The 23,670-nt window shown below is 72.4% G+C and carries 22 protein-coding genes; 7 read left to right on the forward strand and 15 right to left on the reverse strand.

The window, feature by feature from the left end:
• Window positions 1–8 precede the first annotated feature (8 nt).
• Window positions 9–1,289 carry an extracellular solute-binding protein gene (locus BX285_RS03820; protein ID WP_257032462.1) on the reverse strand — a complete coding sequence of 427 codons (1,281 nt, stop codon included), beginning with the start codon at window positions 1,287–1,289 and terminating at the stop codon, window positions 9–11.
• 301 nt (window positions 1,290–1,590) lie between these two features.
• On the opposite strand from BX285_RS03820, the gene BX285_RS03825 reads away from it, so the two are divergent.
• Together BX285_RS03825 and nagA are read left to right on the forward strand one after the other, a co-directional pair.
• Window positions 1,591–2,538 carry an ROK family protein gene (locus tag BX285_RS03825; RefSeq protein WP_097236672.1) on the forward strand — a complete coding sequence of 316 codons (948 nt, stop codon included), beginning with the start codon at window positions 1,591–1,593 and terminating at the stop codon, window positions 2,536–2,538.
• Window positions 2,535–3,716 (forward strand): N-acetylglucosamine-6-phosphate deacetylase, encoded by a 1,182-nt coding sequence (gene nagA, locus BX285_RS03830; protein ID WP_121174470.1) that lies wholly within the window; start codon window positions 2,535–2,537, stop codon window positions 3,714–3,716. Before BX285_RS03825 ends, nagA begins: the two co-directional genes overlap by 4 nt.
• A gap of 71 nt (window positions 3,717–3,787) precedes the next feature.
• On the opposite strand, the gene BX285_RS03835 is transcribed toward nagA, so the two are convergent.
• Both BX285_RS03835 and BX285_RS03840 read right to left on the reverse strand, forming a co-directional pair.
• Window positions 3,788–4,798, reverse strand: coding sequence for a hypothetical protein (locus BX285_RS03835; RefSeq protein WP_143685735.1), 1,011 nt, complete (start codon window positions 4,796–4,798; stop codon window positions 3,788–3,790).
• A gap of 197 nt (window positions 4,799–4,995) precedes the next feature.
• A complete protein-coding gene (locus tag BX285_RS03840; RefSeq protein WP_097236675.1) occupies window positions 4,996–6,786 on the reverse strand; it encodes a diguanylate cyclase in 1,791 nt (596 codons plus the stop codon).
• A 361-nt stretch (window positions 6,787–7,147) separates the two neighbouring features.
• On the opposite strand from BX285_RS03840, the gene BX285_RS03845 reads away from it, so the two are divergent.
• A complete protein-coding gene (locus BX285_RS03845; protein ID WP_373560558.1) occupies window positions 7,148–7,684 on the forward strand; it encodes a flavin reductase family protein in 537 nt (178 codons plus the stop codon).
• A gap of 14 nt (window positions 7,685–7,698) precedes the next feature.
• Here the strand turns inward: BX285_RS03845 and arfB are convergent, their stop codons facing one another.
• On the reverse strand, window positions 7,699–8,133 hold the full coding sequence (arfB, locus tag BX285_RS03850; RefSeq protein WP_097236677.1) for an alternative ribosome rescue aminoacyl-tRNA hydrolase ArfB: 435 nt from the start codon (window positions 8,131–8,133) through the stop codon (window positions 7,699–7,701).
• Between the two features lie 67 nt (window positions 8,134–8,200).
• Here arfB and BX285_RS03855 point away from each other — a divergent pair, with 67 nt between their 5' ends.
• Complete coding sequence (locus BX285_RS03855; RefSeq protein WP_373560488.1) at window positions 8,201–8,698, forward strand: hypothetical protein; 498 nt, start codon at window positions 8,201–8,203, stop codon at window positions 8,696–8,698.
• A 136-nt stretch (window positions 8,699–8,834) separates the two neighbouring features.
• Window positions 8,835–9,410 carry a TerD family protein gene (locus tag BX285_RS03860; protein WP_097236678.1) on the forward strand — a complete coding sequence of 192 codons (576 nt, stop codon included), beginning with the start codon at window positions 8,835–8,837 and terminating at the stop codon, window positions 9,408–9,410.
• A gap of 84 nt (window positions 9,411–9,494) precedes the next feature.
• Here the strand turns inward: BX285_RS03860 and BX285_RS03865 are convergent, their stop codons facing one another.
• From BX285_RS03865 to BX285_RS03895, 7 genes are all read right to left on the reverse strand, one after another.
• On the reverse strand, window positions 9,495–10,721 hold the full coding sequence (locus BX285_RS03865) for a hypothetical protein (protein ID WP_147465104.1): 1,227 nt from the start codon (window positions 10,719–10,721) through the stop codon (window positions 9,495–9,497).
• 122 nt (window positions 10,722–10,843) lie between these two features.
• Entirely contained in the window at window positions 10,844–11,341 is a 498-nt protein-coding gene (locus BX285_RS03870) for a DUF3180 domain-containing protein (RefSeq protein ID WP_097236680.1), read from the reverse strand.
• Window positions 11,342–11,603: 262 nt separating this feature from the next.
• Window positions 11,604–12,203 carry a 2-amino-4-hydroxy-6-hydroxymethyldihydropteridine diphosphokinase gene (folK, locus tag BX285_RS03875; protein ID WP_097236681.1) on the reverse strand — a complete coding sequence of 200 codons (600 nt, stop codon included), beginning with the start codon at window positions 12,201–12,203 and terminating at the stop codon, window positions 11,604–11,606.
• A 40-nt stretch (window positions 12,204–12,243) separates the two neighbouring features.
• Window positions 12,244–12,603 carry a dihydroneopterin aldolase gene (gene folB / locus BX285_RS03880; protein ID WP_030059580.1) on the reverse strand — a complete coding sequence of 120 codons (360 nt, stop codon included), beginning with the start codon at window positions 12,601–12,603 and terminating at the stop codon, window positions 12,244–12,246.
• 248 nt (window positions 12,604–12,851) lie between these two features.
• A complete protein-coding gene (locus BX285_RS03885) occupies window positions 12,852–13,331 on the reverse strand; it encodes a nuclear transport factor 2 family protein (RefSeq protein WP_097236682.1) in 480 nt (159 codons plus the stop codon).
• Window positions 13,332–13,345: 14 nt separating this feature from the next.
• Window positions 13,346–14,266: a dihydropteroate synthase gene (gene folP, locus BX285_RS03890; protein WP_373560489.1), complete on the reverse strand. Its 921-nt coding sequence runs from the start codon at window positions 14,264–14,266 to the stop codon at window positions 13,346–13,348.
• An 81-nt stretch (window positions 14,267–14,347) separates the two neighbouring features.
• Window positions 14,348–16,189 (reverse strand): phosphatidylglycerol lysyltransferase domain-containing protein, encoded by a 1,842-nt coding sequence (locus BX285_RS03895; RefSeq protein ID WP_121174472.1) that lies wholly within the window; start codon window positions 16,187–16,189, stop codon window positions 14,348–14,350.
• 378 nt (window positions 16,190–16,567) lie between these two features.
• Between BX285_RS03895 and BX285_RS03900 the strand changes: the two genes are divergently transcribed.
• Complete coding sequence (locus tag BX285_RS03900) at window positions 16,568–17,722, forward strand: esterase family protein (protein ID WP_183106996.1); 1,155 nt, start codon at window positions 16,568–16,570, stop codon at window positions 17,720–17,722.
• Window positions 17,723–17,840: 118 nt separating this feature from the next.
• A complete protein-coding gene (locus BX285_RS03905) occupies window positions 17,841–18,629 on the forward strand; it encodes a ferritin-like domain-containing protein (protein WP_121174474.1) in 789 nt (262 codons plus the stop codon).
• A gap of 35 nt (window positions 18,630–18,664) precedes the next feature.
• Here the strand turns inward: BX285_RS03905 and folE are convergent, their stop codons facing one another.
• The 4 genes from folE to tilS all read right to left on the reverse strand — a co-directional run bounded on the left by folE (window position 18,665) and on the right by tilS (window position 23,413).
• A complete protein-coding gene (folE, locus tag BX285_RS03910) occupies window positions 18,665–19,270 on the reverse strand; it encodes a GTP cyclohydrolase I FolE (RefSeq protein ID WP_097236686.1) in 606 nt (201 codons plus the stop codon).
• Between the two features lie 107 nt (window positions 19,271–19,377).
• A complete protein-coding gene (gene ftsH, locus BX285_RS03915) occupies window positions 19,378–21,435 on the reverse strand; it encodes an ATP-dependent zinc metalloprotease FtsH (RefSeq protein ID WP_218893087.1) in 2,058 nt (685 codons plus the stop codon).
• Window positions 21,436–21,659: 224 nt separating this feature from the next.
• Entirely contained in the window at window positions 21,660–22,214 is a 555-nt protein-coding gene (hpt, locus tag BX285_RS03920) for a hypoxanthine phosphoribosyltransferase (RefSeq protein WP_030059589.1), read from the reverse strand.
• Window positions 22,215–22,285: 71 nt separating this feature from the next.
• Entirely contained in the window at window positions 22,286–23,413 is a 1,128-nt protein-coding gene (tilS, locus tag BX285_RS03925) for a tRNA lysidine(34) synthetase TilS (RefSeq protein ID WP_030059590.1), read from the reverse strand.
• Window positions 23,414–23,670: the final 257 nt, after the last annotated feature.

Below are 23,670 nucleotides of genomic sequence, written 5' to 3' on the forward strand. Positions count from 1 at the left end.
GCGCAGCCCTACTTACGGACCTGCGCCGCGTCCTTCACCGCACCGTCCTGCAACCCCCCGAGCACCTGCTTGGGATCCCCCGTCACCGCCTGCCCGATCCCCGCCTTGATCCGGCTGCTGACCTGCCCCCACGCCGGGTCCCCGAACGGGTAGAAGCTCGCGTTGGTCAGCCCGACCGCGAACTGCTTGAGGTCCGCGTGCTTCGGGTCCGTCGACATCTGGTCGAACGCGTCCTGGGTGACGGGCAGCAGGTTGTACTGCTCGTCGAACTTCAGCTGGTTGTCCTTGCCGTAGACGAACGCCAGGAACCTCTTGATCTCGTTCTTGTGCCCGTTCGCCTTGAACGCCATCATCCAGTCCGCGACCCCGAGGCTCCCGGTCCGCCCGACCCCGTCCTTCTTCGGGATCGGCGCCGTCCCGAAGTCGACGTTCCCCGCGGCAGCCATCCGCAGCAGTGTCGGGTGCCCGTTCAGCATCGCGACCTTCCCGGCCGCGAAGTCCTGGAACACCGGCGTGCGGTTCATCTTTCCGGGGTCCGGGTACGTCAGCCCGGTGCTCACCAGGTTGGCCTTGAGCCAGCCGAACGTGGCCTGGTTCTGGGCGCTGTCGATGGTGTAGTTGCCCACGTCGTCGGAGATGCTCCCGCCGCCGCTCAGCGTCCACAGCATGGATTCCGCCGGCGCCTCCTCCGGCCCCAGCGGGAGCCCGTACGGGGTCACTCCCGGCACCTTGGCCTTGATCTTCTCGGCGTCCTGCCGCAGCTCGCTCCAGGTGGCCGGCGGCTGGGCGATCCCCGCCTGCCGGAACATCGCCTTGTTGTAGAAGAGCACCCGCGACGAGGAGACGAACGGGATGCCGTACTGCTTCCCGAGCACCTGCCCGGCGTGTGCAAAGGTGTCCAGGAATTCGGCCTGGGTGTCCACCGAGAGGACGTCCGACGCGGGGTAGAGCCGGTCCGCGGCGACCTGGTCGGCGAAGCCGCCGGTCTGCAGCAGGTCGGGCGACTTCCCGGCCGCGATCATGTCCTCGACCTTCTTGCCGATCTCGGTCCAGCTGTCCACCTCGACGCTGACCTTGATCCCCGGGTTGGCGGCCTCGAAGGCCTTGGCGATGCCGTCCCAGTAGTGCCGGGAGTTGGTCTCCGGGCTCTCGCCGTAGTCCGCGGCGACCAGTCTCAGGGTGACGGTCCCGTCGCCCTGCCCGCTGCACGCGCCGACCGCGGTGAGTGCCAGTGCTCCGGCCAGCACACTGCCGAGCACACGGGTGGGAACGTGGACGCGCCTGTTCAACGCGGGTACCGCCTTAGGGGAAGAACTACCGCCGGAACGAGGGATACCGGCAGGGGAGAGGCGCCACACTGTCAAAAGCGCCGACCACTGGTCCACACCACTGGCCCACCCCGCCCCAGTAGTTATCGAAGTGCCCGAGGTCGTTGCACGATGCGCAACACCGGCATCCGCATCCGCCCCGGGACCCATCCACCCCGAAGCCCCCCGTCCGCACGGCTGCGACACAGCTCACCCCACGTGGACCAGACCAATCCGACAACTGGACTAGACCTCTTCCACCACCCAAGGGAAACTGTCCTCCGTGAAGCACGTCATCGCACTCGATGTAGGCGGCACCGGCATGAAGGCCGCGCTGCTCGCCCAGGACGGCTCCGTGCTGTTCGAGGCCCGCCGACCGACCGGGCGGGAGCACGGCACGGACGCCGTCGTCGCCGCCATCCTCGACTTCGCCACCGACCTGGCGGACGAGGGCCGCAGCCGCTTCGGCGTCGCCCCGCTCGCGGCCGGCGTCGCCGTCCCGGGGACGATCGACGAGAAGAACGGCATCGCGGTCTTCTCCGCCAACCTCGGCTGGCGGGACCTCCCCCTGCGCAAGCTCCTCGGCGAACGCCTGGCCGGGCCCGACGGCACCGCGATCCCGGTCGCCCTCGGCCACGACGTGCGCTCGGGCGGCCTGGCCGAGGGCCGGCTCGGCGCCGGCCGCGGTGTCGACCGCTTCCTGTTCGTCGCGCTCGGCACCGGCATCGCCGGCGCCATCGGCATCGACGGCCGGATCGAGGCCGGCGCGCACGGCTACGGCGGCGAGATCGGCCACGTCGTGGTCCGCCCGGGCGGCCCGCCGTGCGGCTGCGGCGCCCGCGGCTGCCTGGAGACGCTGGCCTCCGCCTCCGCCGTCTCCCGCGCCTGGGCCGAGGCCGGCGGTGACCCCGACGCCGACGCGGCATCCTGCGCCGCCGCGGTGGACGCCGGGGACGACCGCGCGATCGCCGTCTGGCAGCGGGCGGTCGACGCCCTGGCGGACGGCATCATCCTCGCCCAGAGCCTGCTCGACCCGTCCACGGTGATCGTCGGCGGCGGGCTGGCCGAGGCCGGCGACACGCTCTTCACCCCGCTGCGCACGGCGGTCACCGAGCGCTTGACCTTCCAGATGCCCCCGAAGGTCGTACCCGCCATGCTCAAAGACACCGCCGCATCCCTGGGCGCGGGCCTGCTCGCCTGGGACCTGCTCACCTTGGAGGTGACCGCGTGACCACCGCGGACCGTGACCGTACCGTCCTGGCCGGCGCCCGCCTGGTCCTGCCCGGCGGCGTCGTCGAGGGCGACCGGCTCGCGATCGAGGGCACCCGCATCGCGGCCCTCGGCGGCGACACCGAACCCGGCGACCTCGACCTCACCGGACACACCGTCGTCCCCGGCTTCGTCGACCTCCACGTCCACGGCGGCGGCGGCGCCTCCTACGCCTCCGGCCTCGCCGAAGAAGCCCTCCACGCCGCCCGCACCCACCTCCACCACGGCACCACCACCACCATCGCCTCCACCGTCACCGGCGAGATCGACGACATCGCCCGCCAAGCCGCCGTCCTCTCCGAACTCGTCGAGGACGGCACCCTCGCCGGCATCCACTTCGAGGGCCCCTTCATCTCCCACAACCGCTGCGGCGCCCACCGCCCCGACCTGCTGCGCGACCCCGACCCCGCCCTCGTCCGCAAACTCCTCGACGCCGCCCGCGGCCACGCCAAAATGGTCACCCTCGCCCCCGAACTCCCCGGCGGCCTCGACTCCGTCCGCATGCTCACCGACCTCGGCATCATCGCCGCCGTCGGCCACACCGACTCCGACTACACCACCACCCTCCAGGCCATCGACGCCGGCGCCACCGTCGCCACCCACCTCTTCAACGCCATGCCCGGCATCGCCCACCGCGCCCCCGGCCCCATCGTCGCCCTCCTCGAAGACGAACGCGTCACCGTCGAACTCATCAACGACGGCATCCACCTCCACCCCTCCGTCCTCGACCTCGCCTACAACACCGCCGGCCCCACCCGCGTCGCCCTCATCACCGACGCCATGGGCGCCGCCGGCATGGGCGACGGCCTCTACCCCCTCGGCCCCCTCCAAGTCCAGGTCAAGGACGGCGTGGCCCGGCTGGTCGAGGGCGGCGCGATCGCCGGTTCCACCCTCACCCTGGACGTGGCGTTCAAGCGCTCGGTGACCGTCAACGGGCTGAGCCTGAGCCAGGCCGTCGAGTCGCTCTCCGCCACCCCCGCGCGCCTGCTCGGCCTCGCCGACACCGTCGGCTCCCTGGAGACCGGCAAACTCGCCGACCTCGTCGTGCTCGACTCCACCGGCTACGACCTGGTCGCCGTCATGCGCCACGGCCGCTGGGTGCTCGGCGGCGACGTCTTCTCCACCGTCAAACCCGCCTGACCGAGCACCGGAGACGCCGACGGCCGCCCTCCCCCACGGGGACGGGCGGCCGCGGTTCGGCTCCGGGCGGCTCAGCCGCCGTACGGCTCGAAGGAGATCTGGTCGATCAGGACCGCCCCGGAGGGCACTGTGAGGGTCACCGAGTTCGACCCGGCCTGGAACTGCGGCAGTATCCAGGTGGTGTACCAGGCGGCGGTCTGGTCCTTGGGGGCGGGCCCGTAGATCTTGTAGGACACACCGCTCGGCCAGTCCTTGCCGTTCACCGCCACCGCGCCCGCGATCGCCGCGCTCCCCGCGTAGTTGTAGTGCACGTACATCTTGTACGTCCCGGCCGTGGCGATCTCGCCGGTCCAGGTCACCGAGCCGCCCGGCTGGAGGGTCAGGTAGCTGCCGTCCGCCGACTTGGCGCCCTTGACGCTGTTGCCGGAGGGCGCGTTCTGCCCCTGCAGCTGGCCCGCGTCCACGGTCGACGGGCCGGACACCGGGGTGGCGCTGGCCGACGGGGAGGCACCCGCGGCGGTGCCGGTCGGCCCCGGGGTGGCGGGCCCCGGCGCGGCGGTGGTCGCGGTACCGCCCTTGGCCTCCTTGCCACCGTCCGGATCGCCCTTGGAGAGCGCGATCCCGGCGCCGATCGCGATGGCCGCGACCACGGCGACCGCACCGATCACCGCGCCCTTGCTCCGGCCGCTGCTGCTCGGCTCCTCCCCCGGCTGCGGCCGGGAGTGCTCGGCGTAGCGGGCCTGCTGGGTGGGCGCGGCACCGTACTCGGCCTGCTGCGGCACGCCGACCGGCTGACCGTACGGGCCCTGCGGCTGGCCGCCCGGGTAACCCTGCGGCGCCGCCGGCTGACCGTACGGCTGCTGCGCCCGCGGCGGCCCCGCCTGCGGGTAGTGCTGGCCGTACTGCGCCCGCCCGACCTCCATGGGACGGCTGTACGGCGTGCGGGGGACCCCCTGCTGCGGCTCGGCCGGCTGCCCGGTGGAGCCGTCGGCCGGGCGGTAGAGGTAGCCGAACGGGTCGTCGTCCTGCGGGGCACCGCCCCCCTGGCCCTCGGGCACTCCGTTGCTGCCGTCGGTCGTCACGGTGGTCTGCTCCCCCATCCGTTGCGCGCCGCCGGACTGTGGGCTGCGCAGATCATGGACGCTGTCGTACCGGGCACCCTACCTGTCCCGTGTGACGGCTGGAAAAGAACCCTTGACAACTCACGGGTAACCTCGTCGGACCTCAGGCCACCGAGCCCCGCAGCGCCGAGCCCGGCATCGCCCCGGCCCGCCCGGCCTCAGCCCGCCCGCCGGTGCGAACGCTCGCCCCGCGCCCCGCGCACCGCCCCTCCCCGGGCCCGCTTCTCGTCGTACATCCGCTCGTCCGCGGTGTGCAGCACCTCCTCGATGCTCATCCCGCAGCCGGCCCAGCCGATCCCGAGGCTGACCCCCACCCGCATCGCCCGCCCGTCGATCCGCATCGGCGGGATGATCGCGTTGCGCAGCCGGTGGGCGAGGTCCTTCGCCTCCTCCCGGCCGATGCCGTCGGCCAGCACCACGAACTCGTCGCCGCCGAGCCGGGCCACCGTGTCGCCGTCCCGGACGGCCTGGCTCAGCCGCCGGGCGACCTCGACCAGCACCGCGTCACCCGCGTTGTGGCCGAAGCGGTCGTTGATCGACTTGAAGCCGTCCAGGTCGCAGAAGAGCACCGCGAGCCCCTTCTCCGCCGCGGCCGCGCCGCCGGAGCGGAACGGCGCGGACCAGGCCTCGCCGCCGGGCCCGTGGTCGGCCGGGACCACCGCGTGCACGTGCTCCCCGTAGCCCGGGCCGAGGCCGGGCGGCAGTCCGCCCTCGGGCAGCCCGTAGCCGTGCACCGGCCCGGCGTACGGGTCCGCGCCCTCCAGCGCGTCGTGGGCGGTGTGGGCGCTGTAGGAGTCGCCCGGGTAGCCGTACGGCGGCGGGTAGGCCGCCTCGGCCGGCACGGCGGCCGCGCCGACCGGCTGCGGCTGGGCGCAGAGCCGACGGGCCAGCCTGGCCTTCAGCTCGGCGCCGTTGGGCAGGCCGGTGAGGGCGTCGTGGCTGGCCCGGTGGGCGAGCTGGAACTCGTGCCGCTTGCGGTCCTCGATGTCCTCGACGTGGGTGAGCAGGAAGCTCGGCCCCTCGGCCGCGTCCGCCACGATCGAGTTGCGCAGACAGACCCACTGGTAGCCGCCGTCCCGCCGGGACAGCCGCAGTTCCGCCCGGCCGCTCTCGGCGCTGGTGCGCTCCAGCAGGGCACGGTCCTCGGGGTGGACGAGGTCGGCGAAGCTCTGCTGGCGCAGCACCGCCCGGGGGCGGCCGAGCAACCGACACAGCGCGTCGTTGACCCTGGTCAACTGGCCGCGCCCGGCGCCGTGCAGTTCGGTGATGGCCATCCCGCTGGGGGCGTACTCGAAGGCCTGGCGGAAGCTTTCCTCGCTGGCCCGCAGCGCCTGTTGCTCCTTCTCCAGGCGGGCCAGCGCGCGCTGCATCTCGGCCCGCAGCCGGGCGTTGCCGATCGCGATCGAGGCCTGCAGGGAGAACATCTCCAGCGCTTCGCGGGTCCAGGCCCCGGGTCGTTTGCCGCTGCGCGGGCGATCCACCGAGAGCACCCCGAGCAGGTCGCCGCCGGCGCTGTACATCGGCGCGAGCAGCCCGTCGGCGGGGTGCCAGTCGTTGGCGTACACGGGCAGCGCGCCGTCCCCGATCCAGCGCGGGATGTCGCTGGCGACGGCCCAGCCGCGGTCGTACGGCAGGAAGCGCAGGGTGCCCCAGTGGTCGCTGACGCCGAGCAGCCGGTCCCAGGACTCCCGGGAGCCGACCTGCCCGAGCAGGACGGAGGGCCCGCCCATCGGGCTCTCCTCCAGTTCCCAGACGGCCGCCACCACGAGGTCGCCGTCCGGCCGGACCAGGCTGACCGCGGCGGCGTCGAAGCCGAGCCCGTGCACCGCGCCCTCGACGACGGCCTGCAGCGTGCCCGCGAGGCTGCGGGCAGCGTTGAGGTCCGCCACGACCCGGTGCAAGGTGCGGAGGGTCGCGAGACGGACGTACGGCTCCGACTCGGCTTCCATGCGGGGGCTCCCCGGCTGCTTCGGATAGTTCTTGATTGGTTATCGTCCGATTGCCAGAAGAACTGAATCACAGGGAGCACAGCGTTCGGCACGCTCGGTCAGCAATAGGCCGCCACTTGTGACTTAAATCACACGACACTAATGCGCCCTTAATCAGTTCATCCGCCCCAAACGGGACATCAAGCGCTATCGGACCATTTCCCGTGGTCGACCACCCCGGCCACCAGCTGAAGCCGACTGCCTCCGCCCGTCCTCCCACTTCACTCCCGGGAGTGAGTCCGGCCGCCGGCCGCAACTCCCAGGCTGCGCCGCCGGTCCTACGACCAAGGCCCGATGCCGTTTCCCGCGGGTGACGACTACCGTGCGGTACGTGTACCCGTCACCGCAGCCCGAAGCTGCCTCCCAAGCCACGCCCGACGAGTTCCGGGCAGCACTCTCCCAGCTCGCCGCCGGCGTGAGCCTGGTGACCGTCCACGACCCGGAGGACGGCGAGGACATCGGCATGACCGCCACGTCCTTCCTCTCCGTGTCGCTGGAGCCGCCGCTGGTGCTGGTCTCGGTGCGCGAGGACTCCCGGATGGACGAGGCGCTCTCCCGGGTCGACACCTGGGCGGTCTCGGTGCTGACCGAGGGGCAGAAGACGATCGGCTCGCGGTTCGCCATGAAGGGCCGGCTCAGCGACCGGCTGCTGTTCGCCGACACCGCGCACCACCGCGGCCCGCGCACCGGCGCCCCGCTGATCGAGGGCGCCCTGGCCACCGTCGAGTGCCGCACCGAACAGCGGATACCCGCGGGCGACCACACCCTGCTGATCGGCCGCGTCCTGGAGGCCGCCGTACCCGACCCGGGCGGCCGCCCGCTGCTCTACTTCCGCGGCGGCTACCGCGCCCTGGGCTGAGCCGCCGGCGCGCCCTACTCGCCGCCCCGCGGCGCCTGGCGGCCCTGCTTCAGCTCGGAGCGGTGCCGCTTGTTGAACAGCCGGCGCTCGACCATCCCCCGGCTCGGCCGGGTCGCCCGCCGGGCCTTCGGCGGCGGCGCGCAGGCCTCGGTCAGCAGCGCCGACAGCCGGGCCGCGGCCGCCTCCCGGTTGCGCCACTGCGAGCGGAACTCCGAGGCGTGGACCACCAGCACCCGGCCGTCCGCCAGCCGCCCGGCCAGCCGCTCCAGGGCGCGCTCGCGCCACACCTCGGGCAGCGCCCTGGTGGCCGCCAGGTCGAACCGCAGCTCGACCTTGGAGTCCGAGGTGTTGACGTGCTGGCCACCGGGGCCGGAAGAACGGGAGAAGCGCCAGACGAGCTCGGCGTCGGGGACGACCACCGACCCCCGTACGCGGATGGGCTCAGGCATGCGCCCATCATCCCGCGCCCACCCCGCCCGGTCACCCGGTTATCGGGGACTCGCCCGACCCCCGACAATGGCCTACGTGATCGAGCTCGGCTACTCCCTCTCCAACCGCTTCCCCGACCCCCCGCAGACGGACTACCGCTCCGCGTCGGTGCACGCCCTGCGGTACGACCTGTTCTGCGGCGACGTCTACCTGGACGCCGAGGGCGCGGAGCTGTCCACCGCCTGGGGCTGGGTGCCGGTGCTCGACTTCGCCTGGGCCCTGTGCGACATCGCCGAGCAGCTCGACCGCGACCCGGACGGCAGCCGGGCCGCCCGGGTGCAGACCGCCGACCTCGACTTCACCCAGAACACCGAGCTGCTGCGCTTCGCCCGCCGCTTCAACTGGGTCGAGGTCACCGCGACCTGGCTGCCCGACGAGCCGCCGGCCGTGATCCGGCACAGCGACCTGCGCCGCGAGGCCCGGGACTTCCTCCAGGACACCCTCGCCGACCTCTTCGACATGCACCCCGATCTGGCCGACAACCCGAACATCTGGTCGCTGCAAGGCCGGTTCCGCCGAATCTGAGCCCCGTCTTTGCCCGGGCTTTGCCCTGCCATTTGGCCTGCGCGAAGAATTCACGGTCCCCGTGGAACCAAGCCGCCGGAGTATTGCGTTGTCCCGGGGAAAAGCGCACGAAGCGAACGAAGGGACTGCAATCGCCATGCCAGTGAGCCTCTCCAAGGGTGGCAACGTCTCGCTGACCAAGGAGGCCCCCGGCCTGTCCGCGGTCACCGTCGGCCTGGGCTGGGACGTCCGCACCACGACCGGCGCCGAGTTCGACCTCGACGCCAGCGCGATCGTGCTGAACGCGGACGGCAAGGTGCTGTCCAACGCCCACTTCGTCTTCTTCAACAACACCAGCACGCCGGACAACACCGTCGTGCACACCGGTGACAACCGCACCGGCGAGGGCGCGGGCGACGACGAGTCGATCAACATCAACCTGTCCGGCCTCCCGGCCGAGGCCGCCAAGATCACCTTCCCGGTCACCATCTACGACGGCATCGCCCGCGGCCAGAACTTCGGCCAGGTCCGCAACGCCTACATCCGCGTGGTGAACGCCGCCGGCGGCGCCGAGATCGCCCGCTACGACCTCTCCGAGGACGCCGCCACCGAGACCGCGATGATCTTCGGCGAGCTCTACCGCAACGGCGGCGAGTGGAAGTTCCGCGCCGTCGGCCAGGGCTACGCCTCCGGCCTGGCGGGCATCGCCCAGGACTTCGGCGTCCAGCTCTGAGGCACCGCCGCCCCCTCTGATGACGCCGCGGCGCGGGAAGCCGGTCCGTCCGGCTTCCCGCGCCGCGGCGTTCGTCCAGGTCCCTCAGCGCGAGGCGCGCAGCTCCGGCAGCTGGATCAGCTCGGTCTCGTCCTCCGGCGTCAGGTCCACCACGGTCGGCTCGCCCTGCTCCGGCAGCTCGGCCGGCAGCTCCGCCGACTCCACGGCCCGCGCGCCGTCCACCGGCGCGCCCGCCGCGGCGGCCCGGGCCTCGGCCTCGGCCTTGGCGGCCACCGCCTCGTCGCCCACCACGTCCGCCAGGTCGGCCCGCTCGCCCAGCTCGGCGACGCTGCCCACCGCCGGCGCCGGGGCCGCCGGACGCACCGCTGCGCCCTGGCCACGACCGAAGAAGCTGAAGCCCTGCCCGCGCACCTGCCCGGACTGCACCGGACGCGGCCGCTGCCGCTCCGTCGGCACCGGCGCCGCGGCCTGGACGGCCGGCGTCCCGCCCAGCTGACCGACCGTCGCGGTCAGCGCCGGACGCACCGGCGCGGGCTGTACGGACGTGGGCTGCACGGACGCGGACCGGATCCCGGGCTCGGCCACCGGCGCCTGCGCCGGCGTGGGCACCGCGGGCGCCACCGGAGCGGGCACGGCCACCGGGGCCGTCTGCACAGCCGGGGCAGCCACCGCGGCGACCGCCGGGGCCGCCGCCGAGCCCACCGGCGCAGCCGGCGCCGTACGCGCCCGCAGCGCGACCTCCGAGCCCGCCGTCAGCGCCCGCCGCGCCTCCTGCTCCGCCGCCCGGCGCTCCAGCAGCCGCAGCACGGCCGCGGCGCGCACGTAGGCGGCCGGGCTGGCCGGGTACTTGGGGCGGCTCGCGGCGAGCGCCCGCTGGGCCGCCTCGGCCTCCTTGAGCGCCTGCTCGGCCACCGACACGGCCCGCTCCCGCAGCAGCCGGGCGATCTCGGTCTCGGCCTTCGCCAGCCGCGACTTCTCCGCCGTCAGCCGCCGGCCGAAGCGGGTGGCCCGCTCCTCGGCGACCTCCGCCGCGTACTCGGCCTCCGCCAGCTGCTCCTCGAACCGCTCCTCGGCCCGCAGCCGCTGCGCCGCGGACATCTCGGCGGCCGCCCGGGCCGCCTTGTCCCGCTGGCGCAGCAGCAGCGCGAAGCCGAGCGTCGCGATCACCGCCGCGATCCCCACCGAGCGCACCAGGATGGTGTCCTGACTGAAAAGCAGAGCGGCCAGTGCGGCTACCAGCAGTACGCCGGCGGCGGTGGGGGGAAACACCCGGCCGAGGACGGAGGAATGACGGTGGCGTCCGCGAGACATGCCAAGAAACTAGCGTGCGAATTGGGGCTCTGTCAGCCCAGGGTCCCGTTCCACCCTTGACAGGGTGCGGTTTTTACCGCACGTGCCCGGGTTTTCACTCAAGATCACCAAGAAAGCCCTGCTCAGCGGTGCGAGGCCGCCGGACCGCCCGAGCCGTTCGGGCCGTCGTGGTTCTCCGGCAGCTTGCAGACGTGCTGGACCCAGAGCGCCGCGGCGATCACCGCGGCCCCCGCCAGCACCGCGAACCCGGCCGTGACGGCCTGATCCTTGCGGGCCGACACGTCCAGCTCCCCCAGCAGGTAGATCCCCGCGCCCGCGTAGATGCCGGTGACCACGGCCGAGACCAGCGCACTGGCCTGCCCCAGCACCACCGCCCGGGCCGCGAGCAGCGGGTCGACCCCCTTGGCGCCGGGCTGGCGCTCGCGCACCGCCTTCAGCCGGGCCCGCAGCGACAGCCCGGTCGCCAGCAGGATCACCGCCACCACCCCCAGCACGATCGGCGCCGCGCCCGGCACGGCCGGCAGCGTGTCCAGGGAGGCCCAGAGCTTGGAGCCTGCCCAGGACAGCGCCGTCGTGGCGGCGGTGATGCCGATCAGCAGGCGGAGGCGAAGCAGCTTCACTCGGAGCAGGTCCTTCCCGGGGTACCAGAGCCGGCCGCCCGCCCGGTGGCCCGACGCGACGGCGCCAGGCCACCGTACCGGGCCCGGCCGGGCGGACACCCGCGCGTACGACGGTCACCTACTCGTACGGCCGGACCCCCAGCCGAGTTCCCCGGGACCCTTACTCGCCCACTCGCCCTCGAACCCGGCTCGGGGCGGGGCGGGGACTCGCCCGCTCGCCTGCGGGCCGCTCCGGCCCGGAGGGGTTCGGCAGACCGGTCCGCTACTCCGGCAGCGTCAGCCGGATGTCGTCGCGGCGTTTCACGCCCTGCGCGTCCGCCCCGCCGAGCGCGCCCAGCAGCGCGTCGACCCGCCCGTGCCCGGGCACCTCGGCCTCCGGCTGGGCGTCCAGCCACGGGGCGAGCACGAAGGCCCGCTCGTGCGAGCGCGGGTGCGGCAGCAGCAGCTGCGGGTCGTCGCTGAGCACGCCCTCGTAGGCCAGGATGTCGACGTCCAGGGTGCGCGGACCCCAGTGGACGGTCCGCACCCGCCCGAAGGCGTCCTCGATCGCGTTGCCGCGCTCCAGCAGGTCCCGCGGGGGCAGCGAGGTGCGCAGCACCACGACCGCGTTGTAGTAGTTCGGCTGTTCCTCGGGGCCGCCGACGGCCTCGGTCTCGTAGACCGCGGAGACGGCCTTGATCTTCAGCCCCGGGGTGTCGGCGAGCGCGTCGACGGCGCCCTGCAGGGTGTCCAGCCGGTTGCCCAGGTTGCTGCCGAGCGCGACGACCGCGCAGCGCTGGCTGTGCAGCGTGGTGTCGGCGGAGTCCACCCGGCTCTCCAGGTCGAACGCGTTCGGCGCGGCGGTCGGGTCGCTGGTACTCATCGCAAGTCCTCTGCATCGGATACCGGGCGCGCGGTGGCGGTCATGCGCGGCCCCGGTGGATGGTCACGGTCACGTCGTCGAACGGCACGGTGATCGGGGCGTCCGGCTTGTGCACGGTGACCTCGACCTCCTCGACCGCTTCGTGCTTGAGGCACTGGTCGGCGATGCGCTGGGCCAGGGTCTCGATCAGGTCGACCGGCTCCCCGGCGATGATCGCCGTGACCTCCTCGGCCACGATGCCGTAGTGCGCCGTGCGGGTGAGGTCGTCTCCGGACGCGGCGGGGCGGGTGTCCAGGTACAGCACGAGGTCGACCACGAAGGTCTGGCCCTCGACGCGCTCGCGCTCGAAGACGCCGTGGTGGCCCCGGGCTCGCAGCCCCCGCAGGGTGACGCGGTCCAGCAAACGAATCACTGCTCCCAGTCGGACGGGCCCCGCCCGGAGAAAAGGCATGGACGGGCAGGGCGAAGGCGGGCAGCACGCCCGCCACTCCGTTTCGAATCTACCCGCGAGCACGGACAACGCCTGACCGTCCTACCCGGCAGCAAACGACGCCACGCGCACCGGAATGGCGATTGACGTGAACGTTCGGTGACCACTCGGGAATTCCCGGGCGGCTTCCCGGCGCGGCATTTCCGCAGTCGCCGGAATCAGTCCTCGTCGTCCTCGTCACCGCTGGTCAGAACGGGTGAACCGTGGTGCGACCAGAGCTTCCACCCGGCCGGGGTACGGCGGAACAGATTCGTCGAGACCACCTTTCCGCCGACCAGCGGTCCGAGTTCGCCCTCTTCCTCCGCCTCACCGCCGGAGAGGATGTTCTCCGTGCACGTGACAAGGGCCACATCACCGTGGACCTCGGCCTCGACATCGGTCAGGAAGAACTGGATGTACTCCGTGTTCGCCATGATCAACATGTACGAACGGGTCACCTGCGCCCGCCCGCGCAGCACCGGCCAGCCGGGGTGCACGCACACCACGCCGCCCTTGTCGTCGGCGTCCGCGGCGCCGAGCCAGGCGTCCTCGACCGCCTCCAGGTCGCCCCGCTCCAACGCCTCGTAGAGTCCTCGGTTCGCCGCGAGCACGGCCTCCAGGTCCGCCTCGCGGGCCCGTCCGGCCGTACCGCCGCTCAACCTGCCGTCACCTGTCACAGACCCTCCCTCACCCCGCCGTCCTTGCCCGTCGTCGGGCAGGTGTGGCCCAGCCGCGCCGCGCGCTGCCAGGCCGCGACCACCCGGACGGCGTCCGCCGTGCCGGACACGTCGTGCACCCGCACCGCCCAGGCCCCGGCCCGGGCCGACAGCACCGACACCGCGGCCGTCGCGTCGTCGCGCTCCCGCGGCGGGCGCAGTTCCCCGGTTGCCGGGTCGGCGAGCAGCGTACCCAGGAACCGCTTGCGCGAAGCCGCCACGAGGACGGGACGGCCGAGCGCGGTGAGCGCGTCCAGCCGGCCGAGCAGCGCCCAGTTGTGCTCGGCGGTCTTGGCGAAACCGAGCCCCGGGTCGAGGATCAGCTGGTCCTCCTTGACGCCGGCCGCCAGCAGCGCGTCCACCCGGTCGGTCAGCTCGGCGACCACGTCGCGCACCACGTCGCCGTAGACGGCCAGCTTGTCCATGTCGGCGGACTGCCCGCGCCAGTGCATCACCACGAAGGGCGCGCCGGTCTCGGCGACCACCCGGGCCATCGCCGGGTCGGCGAGCCCGCCGGAGACGTCGTTGACGACCGCGGCACCGGCCTCGACGGCCCGCTCGGCGACCGAGGCGCGCATGGTGTCCACCGACACCGTCACCCCGGCGTCGGCGAGCTCGCGCACCACCGGGATCACCCGGCGCAGCTCCTCGTCCTCGGGCACCCGCTGCGAGCCCGGCCGGGTCGACTCGCCCCCGACGTCGACCAGGTCCGCGCCGCGGGCCCGCAGGGCCAGCCCGTGCGCGATCGCCTTGGCGGGGTCGTGCCAGAGCCCGCCGTCCGAGAAGGAGTCGGGCGTGACGTTGACCACGCCCATCACGGCACAGCGTTCGAGCCGCGGCAGACCGGCCGGCAACGAGAAGGACGGCATTTCGCTCATGCTCCCCATTATCGAACGGGGCCCCCGCCGAGGATCCTCGGCGGGGGCCCCGTTCACGGCGGCCGTTCACAGCAACCGGCCTCAGGCGGCCTCGGTGACCTCGCCGGAGGACGGGACCGGCATCAGCCCCTCGCGCTGGCGCTTGCGGCCGAAGCGCGGCATGCCGAGGGTGATGAAGGCCTCCGCCTGCATCGCGGCGAAGCCGATCCGCGGCAGGTCCCGGGTGTTCGGGAAGACCAGGAAGCGCGGCTCCCACTCCGGCTGGAACTTGGCGTTGAACTTGTACAGCGACTCGATCTGGAACCAGCGCGACAGGAACACCAGCAGCCCGCGCCAGGCGCGCAGCACCGGTCCGGCCCCGATCCGCTCGCCGCGGGCCAGCGCCGAGCGGAACATCGCGAAGTTGAGCGACACCCGGCGGATGCCCATCGCCGGCACCGCCTGCAGGGCGGCGACGATCAGCAGCTCGTTCAGGCCCGGGTCGGCGGCGCGGTCGCGGCGCATCAGCTCCAGCGAGATGCCGTCGGGCCCCCAGGGCACGAAGTGCAGCACGGCCTTCAGGTCGTCGCCGCTCTCGCCCTCCTCCGGGTCCTTGTGGGCGGTGACGACCACGCAGCCGTCGTCCAGCGGGTCGCCGAAGCGGCCCAGCGCCATCGAGAAGCCGCGCTCGGTGTCCGTGCCGCGCCAGCGGGCGGCGGCGTCGGCGATCCGGTACTTCTCCTCCGCGGTGAGCTCGGAGACCCGGCGCACCTTGCAGGAGTAGCCGTTGCGCTCGATCCGCTTGACCATCTGGCGGACGTTGCGCATGGCCCGGCCGGCGAGCGAGAAGGTGGCGGTGTCGACGATCGCCTCGTCGCCCAGCTCCAGCGCGTCCAGGCCCGCCTCGCGGGTCCAGACCTCGCCGCCGACCTCGCTGCAGCCCATCACGGCCGGCACCCAGGCGTGCTCGCGGGCCTCGGCCATGAACACCTTGATCGCGCCCGGCCAGGCCTCGACGTCGCCGACCGGGTCGCCGGAGGCCAGCATCACGCCGGAGACCACCCGGTAGGAGATCGCGGCCTTCCCGGTGGGCGAGAACAGCACGCTCTTGTCGCGGCGCAGCGCGAAGTAGCCGAGCGAGTCGCGCTCGCCGTGCTTGCTCAGCAGGGCGCGGACCTTCTCCTCGTCCTCCGCGGTGAGCTCGGGCTTGGGCTTGCCCGGGCGCAGCGCCAGGTAGGCGGTGGTGAAGGCGGTCAGCAGGCCCAGCCCGCCGAGCAGGTAGGCGACCAGGTCGGACATCCGCTCGTTGGTGTAGCGGATCGGGCCCTCGAAGCCGAACAGCCCGTACCCGACGTGCTGCAGGCGCTCGCCCAGGCCCGGGTGGCCGAACTCGTACTTGGTGCGGGTGCTCACGATCAGCAGGCCGAGCAGCACGCTGAGGACGCCCATGACGACCAGGTTGACCACCGCGCGCCAGCGGGTGCGCGGGTCGGCCTTGGCGTAGAACTCGCGCTGGTGCACCAGCATCACCGCGAACACGGCCAGCGAGACGACCGCCGGGCCGACCTGGTGCCAGCGCACGATGTGCAGCGCCGCACCGACCGGCAGCAGCACGCAGACGGCCCGCCAGGCCCGCCGCTTGCGCCGGCGCAGCGCGTGCGCGAGCGGCACCAGCAGGATCCCGACCATCAGCGTGCCGACCGCGGCCAGGCTGGTGGTGCCGCCGGGCAGCTGGCCGGCGAAGGTGTGCATCTTGGTGTGCCGGAGCTTGGGGAACACCGCGCTGGCGATGTCGACCAGCCCGATCAGGAGGCAGGTGTAGCCGACCGCGCCCGGGAGCCAGGCCCTCGGCACGGCGGCCGCCTGGGTACGCAGCGTCTGCAGGCCGCGACGACGGCGCGGCGGCTGCTCGGGGCTCGGCTCAACGGACACGGGAACGCTCATGGAAGCTCAGCGTAGAGGCTGCGGGGCGGTGTCCGGTCACTCCGGGGGAGGACGCGTGATGGACCTTCATGCCTATTCCTTCATCAGGCAATGCGCATACCAAGGACCCGGAAACGGTCGGTAAACCGGGGCCGTGGACGCGCTGCGGGTTGAGCCGGCGGTGGGAGCCGGAGGGCTGCCGCAGCGTGGCGCGACGGGACCCTCCGGGACGCGTTACGTACGGTGGACGCCGCATTCTAGGGCGCCGGTTGCCTGTGGGTTCCCCCGCCCCACCGCCCCCTCCCGGGCGCCCGGACAGCCTAGCCGCGGTGGCCCGGCCTGACGGACCGCCAGACGATGAAGCCTGCACCGACAGTCTCCCACCGGAAGGCCGACGGCATGGAACTGACCAGCGACGCGCTGGTGAACTCGCTGCTCGCGCTCGGCGCCGCGGCCCTGGTCACAACCCTGTGGATCTGGCCCCGGCTGGCCAGGCAGCGCCCGCTGCCGGTGCTCGGCCGGATCGGACTGCTGACAGTGGTTCAAGTCTCGGTCCTGGCCGTGCTCGCGCTGTCGGTGAACAACTCCTTCGGGTTCTACACGTCCTGGGACGACCTGCTCAGCCCCGGCGGCGCCAAGCTCGCGCTGACCAGCAACGAGAACCACAAGGGCGGCACCCCGGTCGCCGACGCGCTGGTCCAGCCCACCGGCGAGGGCGGCCTGGAGACCATCACCAACCTGCCGAAGGGCACCCCGGAGGAGGTCGGCAAGGTCGAGTCGGTCCGGGTCAGCGGCAAGGAGACGGGCTTCTCCGACCAGATGTTCGTCTACCTGCCGCCCGAGTACTTCGACCCGAAGTTCGCCCTGGTCCGCTTCCCCGTCCTGCTGGCCATCGCCGGCTACCCGGGCACCACGCTCAACCTGCTCCACGAGCTCCCCTTCGCCCAGACCGCGATCGAGCTGCAGCACACCGGCAAGATGCCGCCGACCGTCCTGGTGATGGCCCGCCCGGCGGTCGTCCCGTCCCGGGACACCGAGTGCGTGGACGTCCCCGGCGGCCCGCGGACCGAGGCCTGGTTCGTCAAGGACGTGCCCGAGGCCGTCCGCAGCACCTATCGGGTCGGCCGCACCGCAGGCTCCTGGGCCACCTTCGGCTACTCCACCGGCGGAAGCTGCGCGCTGCGCCTGGCGATGCGCTTCCCGACCGTCTTCGGCAGCGCGGCGAGCCTGCACGGCGACTTCACCGTGCGCCAGGACAACTACACCAACGGGGACCTCTTCAACGGCGACAAGGCACTCACCCAGCAGCACGACCTCGGCTGGCGGCTGCAGAACCTGCCGGTGCCCCCGCTCAACCTGCTGGTGGTCTCCACCCGCAAGGAGGGCGACTACCCGCAGACCGTCCAGTTCGTCGACCAGGCCACCCAGGCCATGGCGGCCAACCCGCAGTTCAAGGTCGAATCGCTCTACCTCGACGACGGCGGGCACAACTTCGACAGCTGGACCAAGGAGCTCCCGGCCTCGCTGGAGTGGCTGGGCTCCCACCTCGGCTAGCGCGTGTGAGTGATTACCCGCCGGTCGGTCCGCTCGGCCGGCGGCCCGGGGGGAACGTATCGCGGCCGTCCGCCCGCCGCCCCGGCGGGCGCCGCCCCGGATCCGCGCAGGAGGCGCCGTGCTGAGCACCCGATCGCTCTTCAACGAGATCTACCGGAACGACCAGGCCTACCAGCTGTTCTGCAGCATCGCGGCCGGCGGCGAGGACCAGGGCGGCTGGGAGAACGAGCGGATCACCACGCTCACCAGCGATCCGGTCCTCGCCCCGAAGATCGCCCGGCACGGCGCCGACGAACGCAAGCACGGCCGGATCTTCACCCAGCTGCTGAGCAAGCGCGGCCTGCCCAAGGTGCCGGTCCCGGCCGAGGCCGACTACTGCATGCTGCTGGAGCGCCAGGGCGTCGGCCTCTCCCACGAACGGCTGAACAGCGACGTCCCGCTGACCGAGCGCGAGATCATCACCTACCTCGCGCACAGCCGGGTCACCGAGCAGCGCGCCGCCGAGCAGGTGCGCCAGCTGGTCAAGGTGTACGGCGACAACCCCGAGCTCGGCCGGGCGATGCGGATGATCTCCGCCGACGAGGACAACCACCTCGCGTACTGCCACGAGGAGCTGCTGCGGCTGAAGGCCGAGGGCCACGGCCCGTACATCCGGCATGCCCTGGAGACGAGCGCCCGCGGCGAGATCCGCACCCACCGGGACGTCGGCCTCGCGGTGACCGCCCGGATGGCGCGGATCCTGCGCTGGCCACGCTGGCAGCTGGCCGTGGTCACCCTCGGGGTGCACGCGCTCTACCTGTACGACCTCGCCTACGGCTGGCGCCGGATGGTCACCCTGCGGATGCCGGAGCGCCGCAACGCCCTGGGCACCCCGGCCCCGCCGCACGCGGAGCACGAGCTGCTCTGAGCCGCCGCACGGCGCCAGTACGGCGCCCGGTGCCGTTACCGGCCGATGATGAGGCTCATCGCCTCGGCCCGGGTGGCCGCGTCGCGCAGCTGGCCGCGCACGCACGAGGTGATGGTCTTGGCGCCGGGCTTGCGGATGCCGCGCATCGACATGCACATGTGCTCGCACTCGACCACGACGATCGCCCCGCGCGGCTCCAGGATCCGCATCAGCGCGTCGGCCACCTGGCTGGTGAGCCGTTCCTGCACCTGCGGCCGGCGGGCGTAGACGTCGACCAGCCGGGCCAGCTTGGACAGGCCGGTGATCTTTCCGCTGGTGGACGGGATGTAGCCGACGTGCGCCACGCCGCGGAACGGCACCAGGTGGTGCTCGCAGACCGACGTCAGCTCGATGTCCTTGACCAGCACCATCTCGTCGTGGCCGAGGTCGAAGGTCGTGGTGAGGACGTCCTCCGGCTCCTGCCAGAGGCCCGCGAATATCTCCTTGTAGGCACGAGCCACCCGGGCCGGGGTCTCCAGCAGGCCCTCGCGGTCCGGGTCCTCCCCGACGGCGAGCAGCAGCTCGCGGATGGCGTTCTCGGCCCGCTTCTGGTCGAAGGCACCGACGGCGGGCGGACCGTCGAGCGTCACCGGGTCGATCATGCGGGCCTCGCTTACATGTGGGAAGACTCTGGCTGAACAGCACGGATGCCGCGCCTCCAGGGTACAAACCCTGGTGACGCGGCATCCATTCCCTACGGTCCGGGCGCTCAGCTCTCGGTCGGCGGCTCGGCGGCCGGCATCGGCGGGAGCTTCACGACGTCCACCGGAGCGGTGTCCCCCGCGGCGGCGGCGCCGTTGGTGAGCGCCAGCTCCTTCGGCGACTGAACCGGCGGCCGGGTGGACGGCGTACGGCGGGCGGAGCCCGTCCAGGCCGGCCGGGCCGGGCGCTTGACGATCGGGGCGAAGATCTCGGCGATCTGCTCCTTGTTCAGGGTCTCCTTCTCCAGGAGCTCCAGGACCAGGTTGTCGAGCACGTCGCGGTTCTCGACCAGGATCTCCCAGGCCTCGTTGTGCGCGCTCTCGATGAGCTTCTTGACCTCTTCGTCGACCAGCCCGGCGACCTCTTCCGAGTAGTCGCGCTGGTGGCCCATCTCGCGGCCGAGGAACGGCTCCGAGTTGTCGCTGCCGAACTTGATCGCACCCAGGCGCTCGGTCATGCCGTACTGGGTGACCATGGCCCGCGCCGTGGCGGTGGCCTTCTCGATGTCGTTCGAGGCACCGGTGGTCGGGTCGTGGAAGACCAGCTCCTCCGCCGCGCGCCCGCCCAGCATGTAGGCCAGCTGGTCGAGCATCTCGTTGCGGGTGGTGGAGTACTTGTCCTCGTCCGGCAGCACCATGGTGTAGCCGAGGGCCCGGCCGCGGGACAGGATGGTGATCTTGTGCACCGGGTCGCTGTACTGGCAGGCCGCCGCGACCAGGGCGTGGCCGCCCTCGTGGTACGCGGTGATCTTCTTCTCCTTGTCGGACATGATCCGCGTGCGCTTCTGCGGACCCGCCACGACGCGGTCGATCGCCTCGTCCAGGATGCCGTTGTCGATCAGCTTCTTGTCCGAGCGGGCGGTCAGCAGCGCCGCCTCGTTCAGGACGTTCGACAGGTCGGCACCGGTGAAGCCGGGGGTGCGCTTGGCGACGGCCGACAGGTCGACGTCGGGCGCGATCGGCTTGCCCTTCTGGTGCACCTTGAGGATGTCCAGGCGGCCCTGGAGGTCGGGGCGCTCAACCGCGATCTGGCGGTCGAAGCGGCCCGGGCGCAGCAGCGCCGGGTCCAGGATGTCGGGGCGGTTGGTCGCGGCGATCAGGATCACGCCGCCCTTGACGTCGAAGCCGTCCATCTCGACCAGCAGCTGGTTGAGGGTCTGCTCGCGCTCGTCGTGGCCGCCGCCGAGACCCGCACCGCGGTGCCGGCCGACGGCGTCGATCTCGTCGACGAAGATGATCGCCGGGGCGTTCGCCTTGGCCTGCTCGAAGAGGTCGCGGACGCGGCTGGCGCCGACACCGACGAACATCTCGACGAAGTCCGAGCCGGAGATCGAGTAGAACGGCACCCCGGCCTCGCCCGCGACGGCACGCGCCAGCAGGGTCTTGCCGGTTCCGGGCGGGCCGTAGAGCAGCACACCCTTGGGGATCTTGGCGCCGACGGCCTGGAACTTGGCCGGCTCCTGCAGGAACTCCTTGATCTCGTGGAGCTCCTCGACCGCCTCGTCGGCACCGGCGACGTCGGCGAAGGTGGTCTTCGGGGTGTCCTTGGTGAGCAGCTTGGCCTTGGACTTGCCGAACTGCATGACCCGGGAGCCGCCGCCCTGCATCTGGTTCATCAGGAACAGGAAGACCAGGACGATGATCACGATCGGGAGCATCGACAGCAGCAGGCTGACGAAGGTGCTCTGCTTCTCCGGGCTGACGGTGTAGCCCTCGGCGAGCGTGCTCGCGTCCTTGTCGTTGATCTGGGCCTGCAGCTTGTCGGCGATCGCGACGCCCTGGTCGCCGATGTACGAGGCCTGGAACTTGGTGCCGGACGGGACCTTGCCCGTACCGGCGTTGGGCAGCGTTGCGCCGTCCTTCAGCTGGATCTTGATCGTGTTCGAGTCACCGGTGGTGATCTGCGCCGACTTGACATTGTGCGCGTCGATCGCCGCGACCACCTGACCGGTGTCCACCGTCTTGTAGCCGTTCGAATCCGAAACGACCTGCATCAACACGATGACGGCGAGGACGGCCAGCACGATCCACATGATCGGCGCACGGAAGTATCGCTTGACGTCCATCCATGCGGGGCGTTGCCGCCCCGTCCCTCCTGCCACTCAACGGCGCCGTGTGGCTGTGGGCCGCGGCGCATCCGGTCGGTGCTCGTGTGAAGAGCGGTTTATTGGACCGTACCGCAGTCGGACCCACCGATGGCGGGAGCGCGGCGACACGGCTTGCTTCTTCGGTCCCCCGGTCCAACGGGCGGGAACGACCTACTGTTCCCGCCCCTAGCCCGAACGGACCCTCAGCCGCCGTAGACGTGCGGGGCGAGGGTGCCGATGAAGGGGAGGTTACGCAGCTTCTCCGCGTAGTCCAGGCCGTAGCCCACCACGAACTCGTTCGGGATGTCGAAACCGACGTACTTCACGTCGATCTCGACCTTGGCCGCGTCCGGCTTGCGCAGCAGGGTGCAGACCTCCAGCGAGGCCGGGCCGCGCGAACCCAGGTTGCCCAGCAGCCAGGACAGCGTCAGACCGGAGTCGATGATGTCCTCGACGATCAGGACGTCACGGCCGGCGATGTCGGTGTCCAGGTCCTTCAGGATCCGCACCACGCCGGAGGACTTGGTACCCATCCCGTACGAGGAGACGGCCATCCAGTCCATGGTGACCTGCGAGTGCAGGGCCCGGGCGAGGTCGGCCATGACCATCACGGCACCCTTGAGGACGCCGACGATCAGCAGGTCCTTGCCTGCGTAGTCCCGGTCGATGCGCTCGGCCAGCTCCAGGAGCTTGGCGTCGATCTCGTCCTTGCTGATGAGCACCTTCGCGAGGTCAGCGCCCATGTCGTTCTGGTCCACCGGGGATACGTCCTCAAACGTTCGGGGTCTGTGTGGCCGGCGGCCGGCTCCCCCGGGGCATGCCTCGCCCGTCAGTCGCCCTGCCGCCGAAAGACCAGCGTGCCACACCTGCGGGTGGCCTCGACTCCCCCGGGTAGGTGCAGCGGCCCCTGGCCGCGCCATCCGGTGACCAGCAGGTCGATCGTCTCCAGGTGCCGGGCGAACAGGTCCCCGGCCGGACAGCCCGCGCGCAGCGCGGCCCGGCGCAGCACCCGGCGGCGCACGGCCGGCGGCAGTTCGGCCAGTTTCACGGCGTCCAGGGCCCCTTCGCCGGTACGGAGGTCGCGTTCGGCCAGGGAGGCCCACTGGTCGAGGGCGTCGGCGTCGTCGCGGAACAGCCGGGCGGTACGGGCCAGGGCCTCGACCACGCCACCGCCCAGGTGCTTCTCCAGGACGGGCAGCACCTCGTGCCGGACCCGGGAGCGGGTGTAGGCGGGATCACAGTTGTGCGGGTCGTCCCAGACCGGGATCGACTGGGCGGAGCAGGCCTGCCGGGTGGCGGCCCGGTCCAGCTCCAGCAGCGGGCGGCGGTAGCGGCCCTTCTGGGCCGGCATCCCGGCCAGCGAGCGGGCGCCCGAACCGCGGGCCAGGCCCAGCAGTACGGTCTCGGCCTGGTCGTCCCGGGTGTGGCCGAGCAGGACGGCGATCGCGCCGTGGCGGTCGGCGGCCTCGTCCAGGGCCGCGTAGCGGGCGTCCCGGGCGGCGGCCTCCGGGCCGCCGGTGCGCCCGACGCGCACCGGGATCGCCTCGACCGGGTCGAGACCGAGCGAGCGCAGCCGCTCGGCCACCTGGGCGGCGCGCTCGGCGGAGCCGGCCTGCAGACCGTGGTCGACGGTGACCGCGCCGACCCGCAGGCCGATCTTGGGGGCCTCGAAGGCGGCGGCGATGGCCAGGGCCATCGAGTCCGCGCCGCCGCTGACGGCGACCAGGACCAGCGGCGAGCCGGGCGCGGCCGGGGTGCGGGGCAGCCCGGACGGATGGCGTGCGGCGTTGCCGATCAGGGTGGTGCCGACGGCGGCACCCACCAGCGGCGCCCCGGCCGGGCGCTCGCGGGGCTCGCGCACGGGCGCGGTGAAGGTGGAACCGGCCTCGGCGGCGAGGTCGGTGAGCGTGCGGCGAACGGCCAGGCGTATCGCGGCGACGGCGGGGTGAGGGCCCACGGCGGACGACTCCTCGACGGAGGGGACAGGGCTGCGGCTGACGCGGTGAGCCGCGCAGTCGCGTAGCGCGGCGTTACCGGGCGCTCACAGATGGTGGCAGAAAGGAGCGACCCGCTACGCCACCCGCGCCACCGGTACGACCACCGTCCCACGTTCGGGTGAATGAAGAAACGCTTCTTCACCCGTCATCTGCCCGATTGGACCACTCGTACGAGCGGGTTTGACCGGCCGGGCGCCGCTTGCCGCCCGGCTCACGG

It is taken from the genome of Streptomyces sp. 1114.5, assembly GCF_003635085.1.
Taxonomy (GTDB): Bacteria; Actinomycetota; Actinomycetes; order Streptomycetales; family Streptomycetaceae; genus Kitasatospora.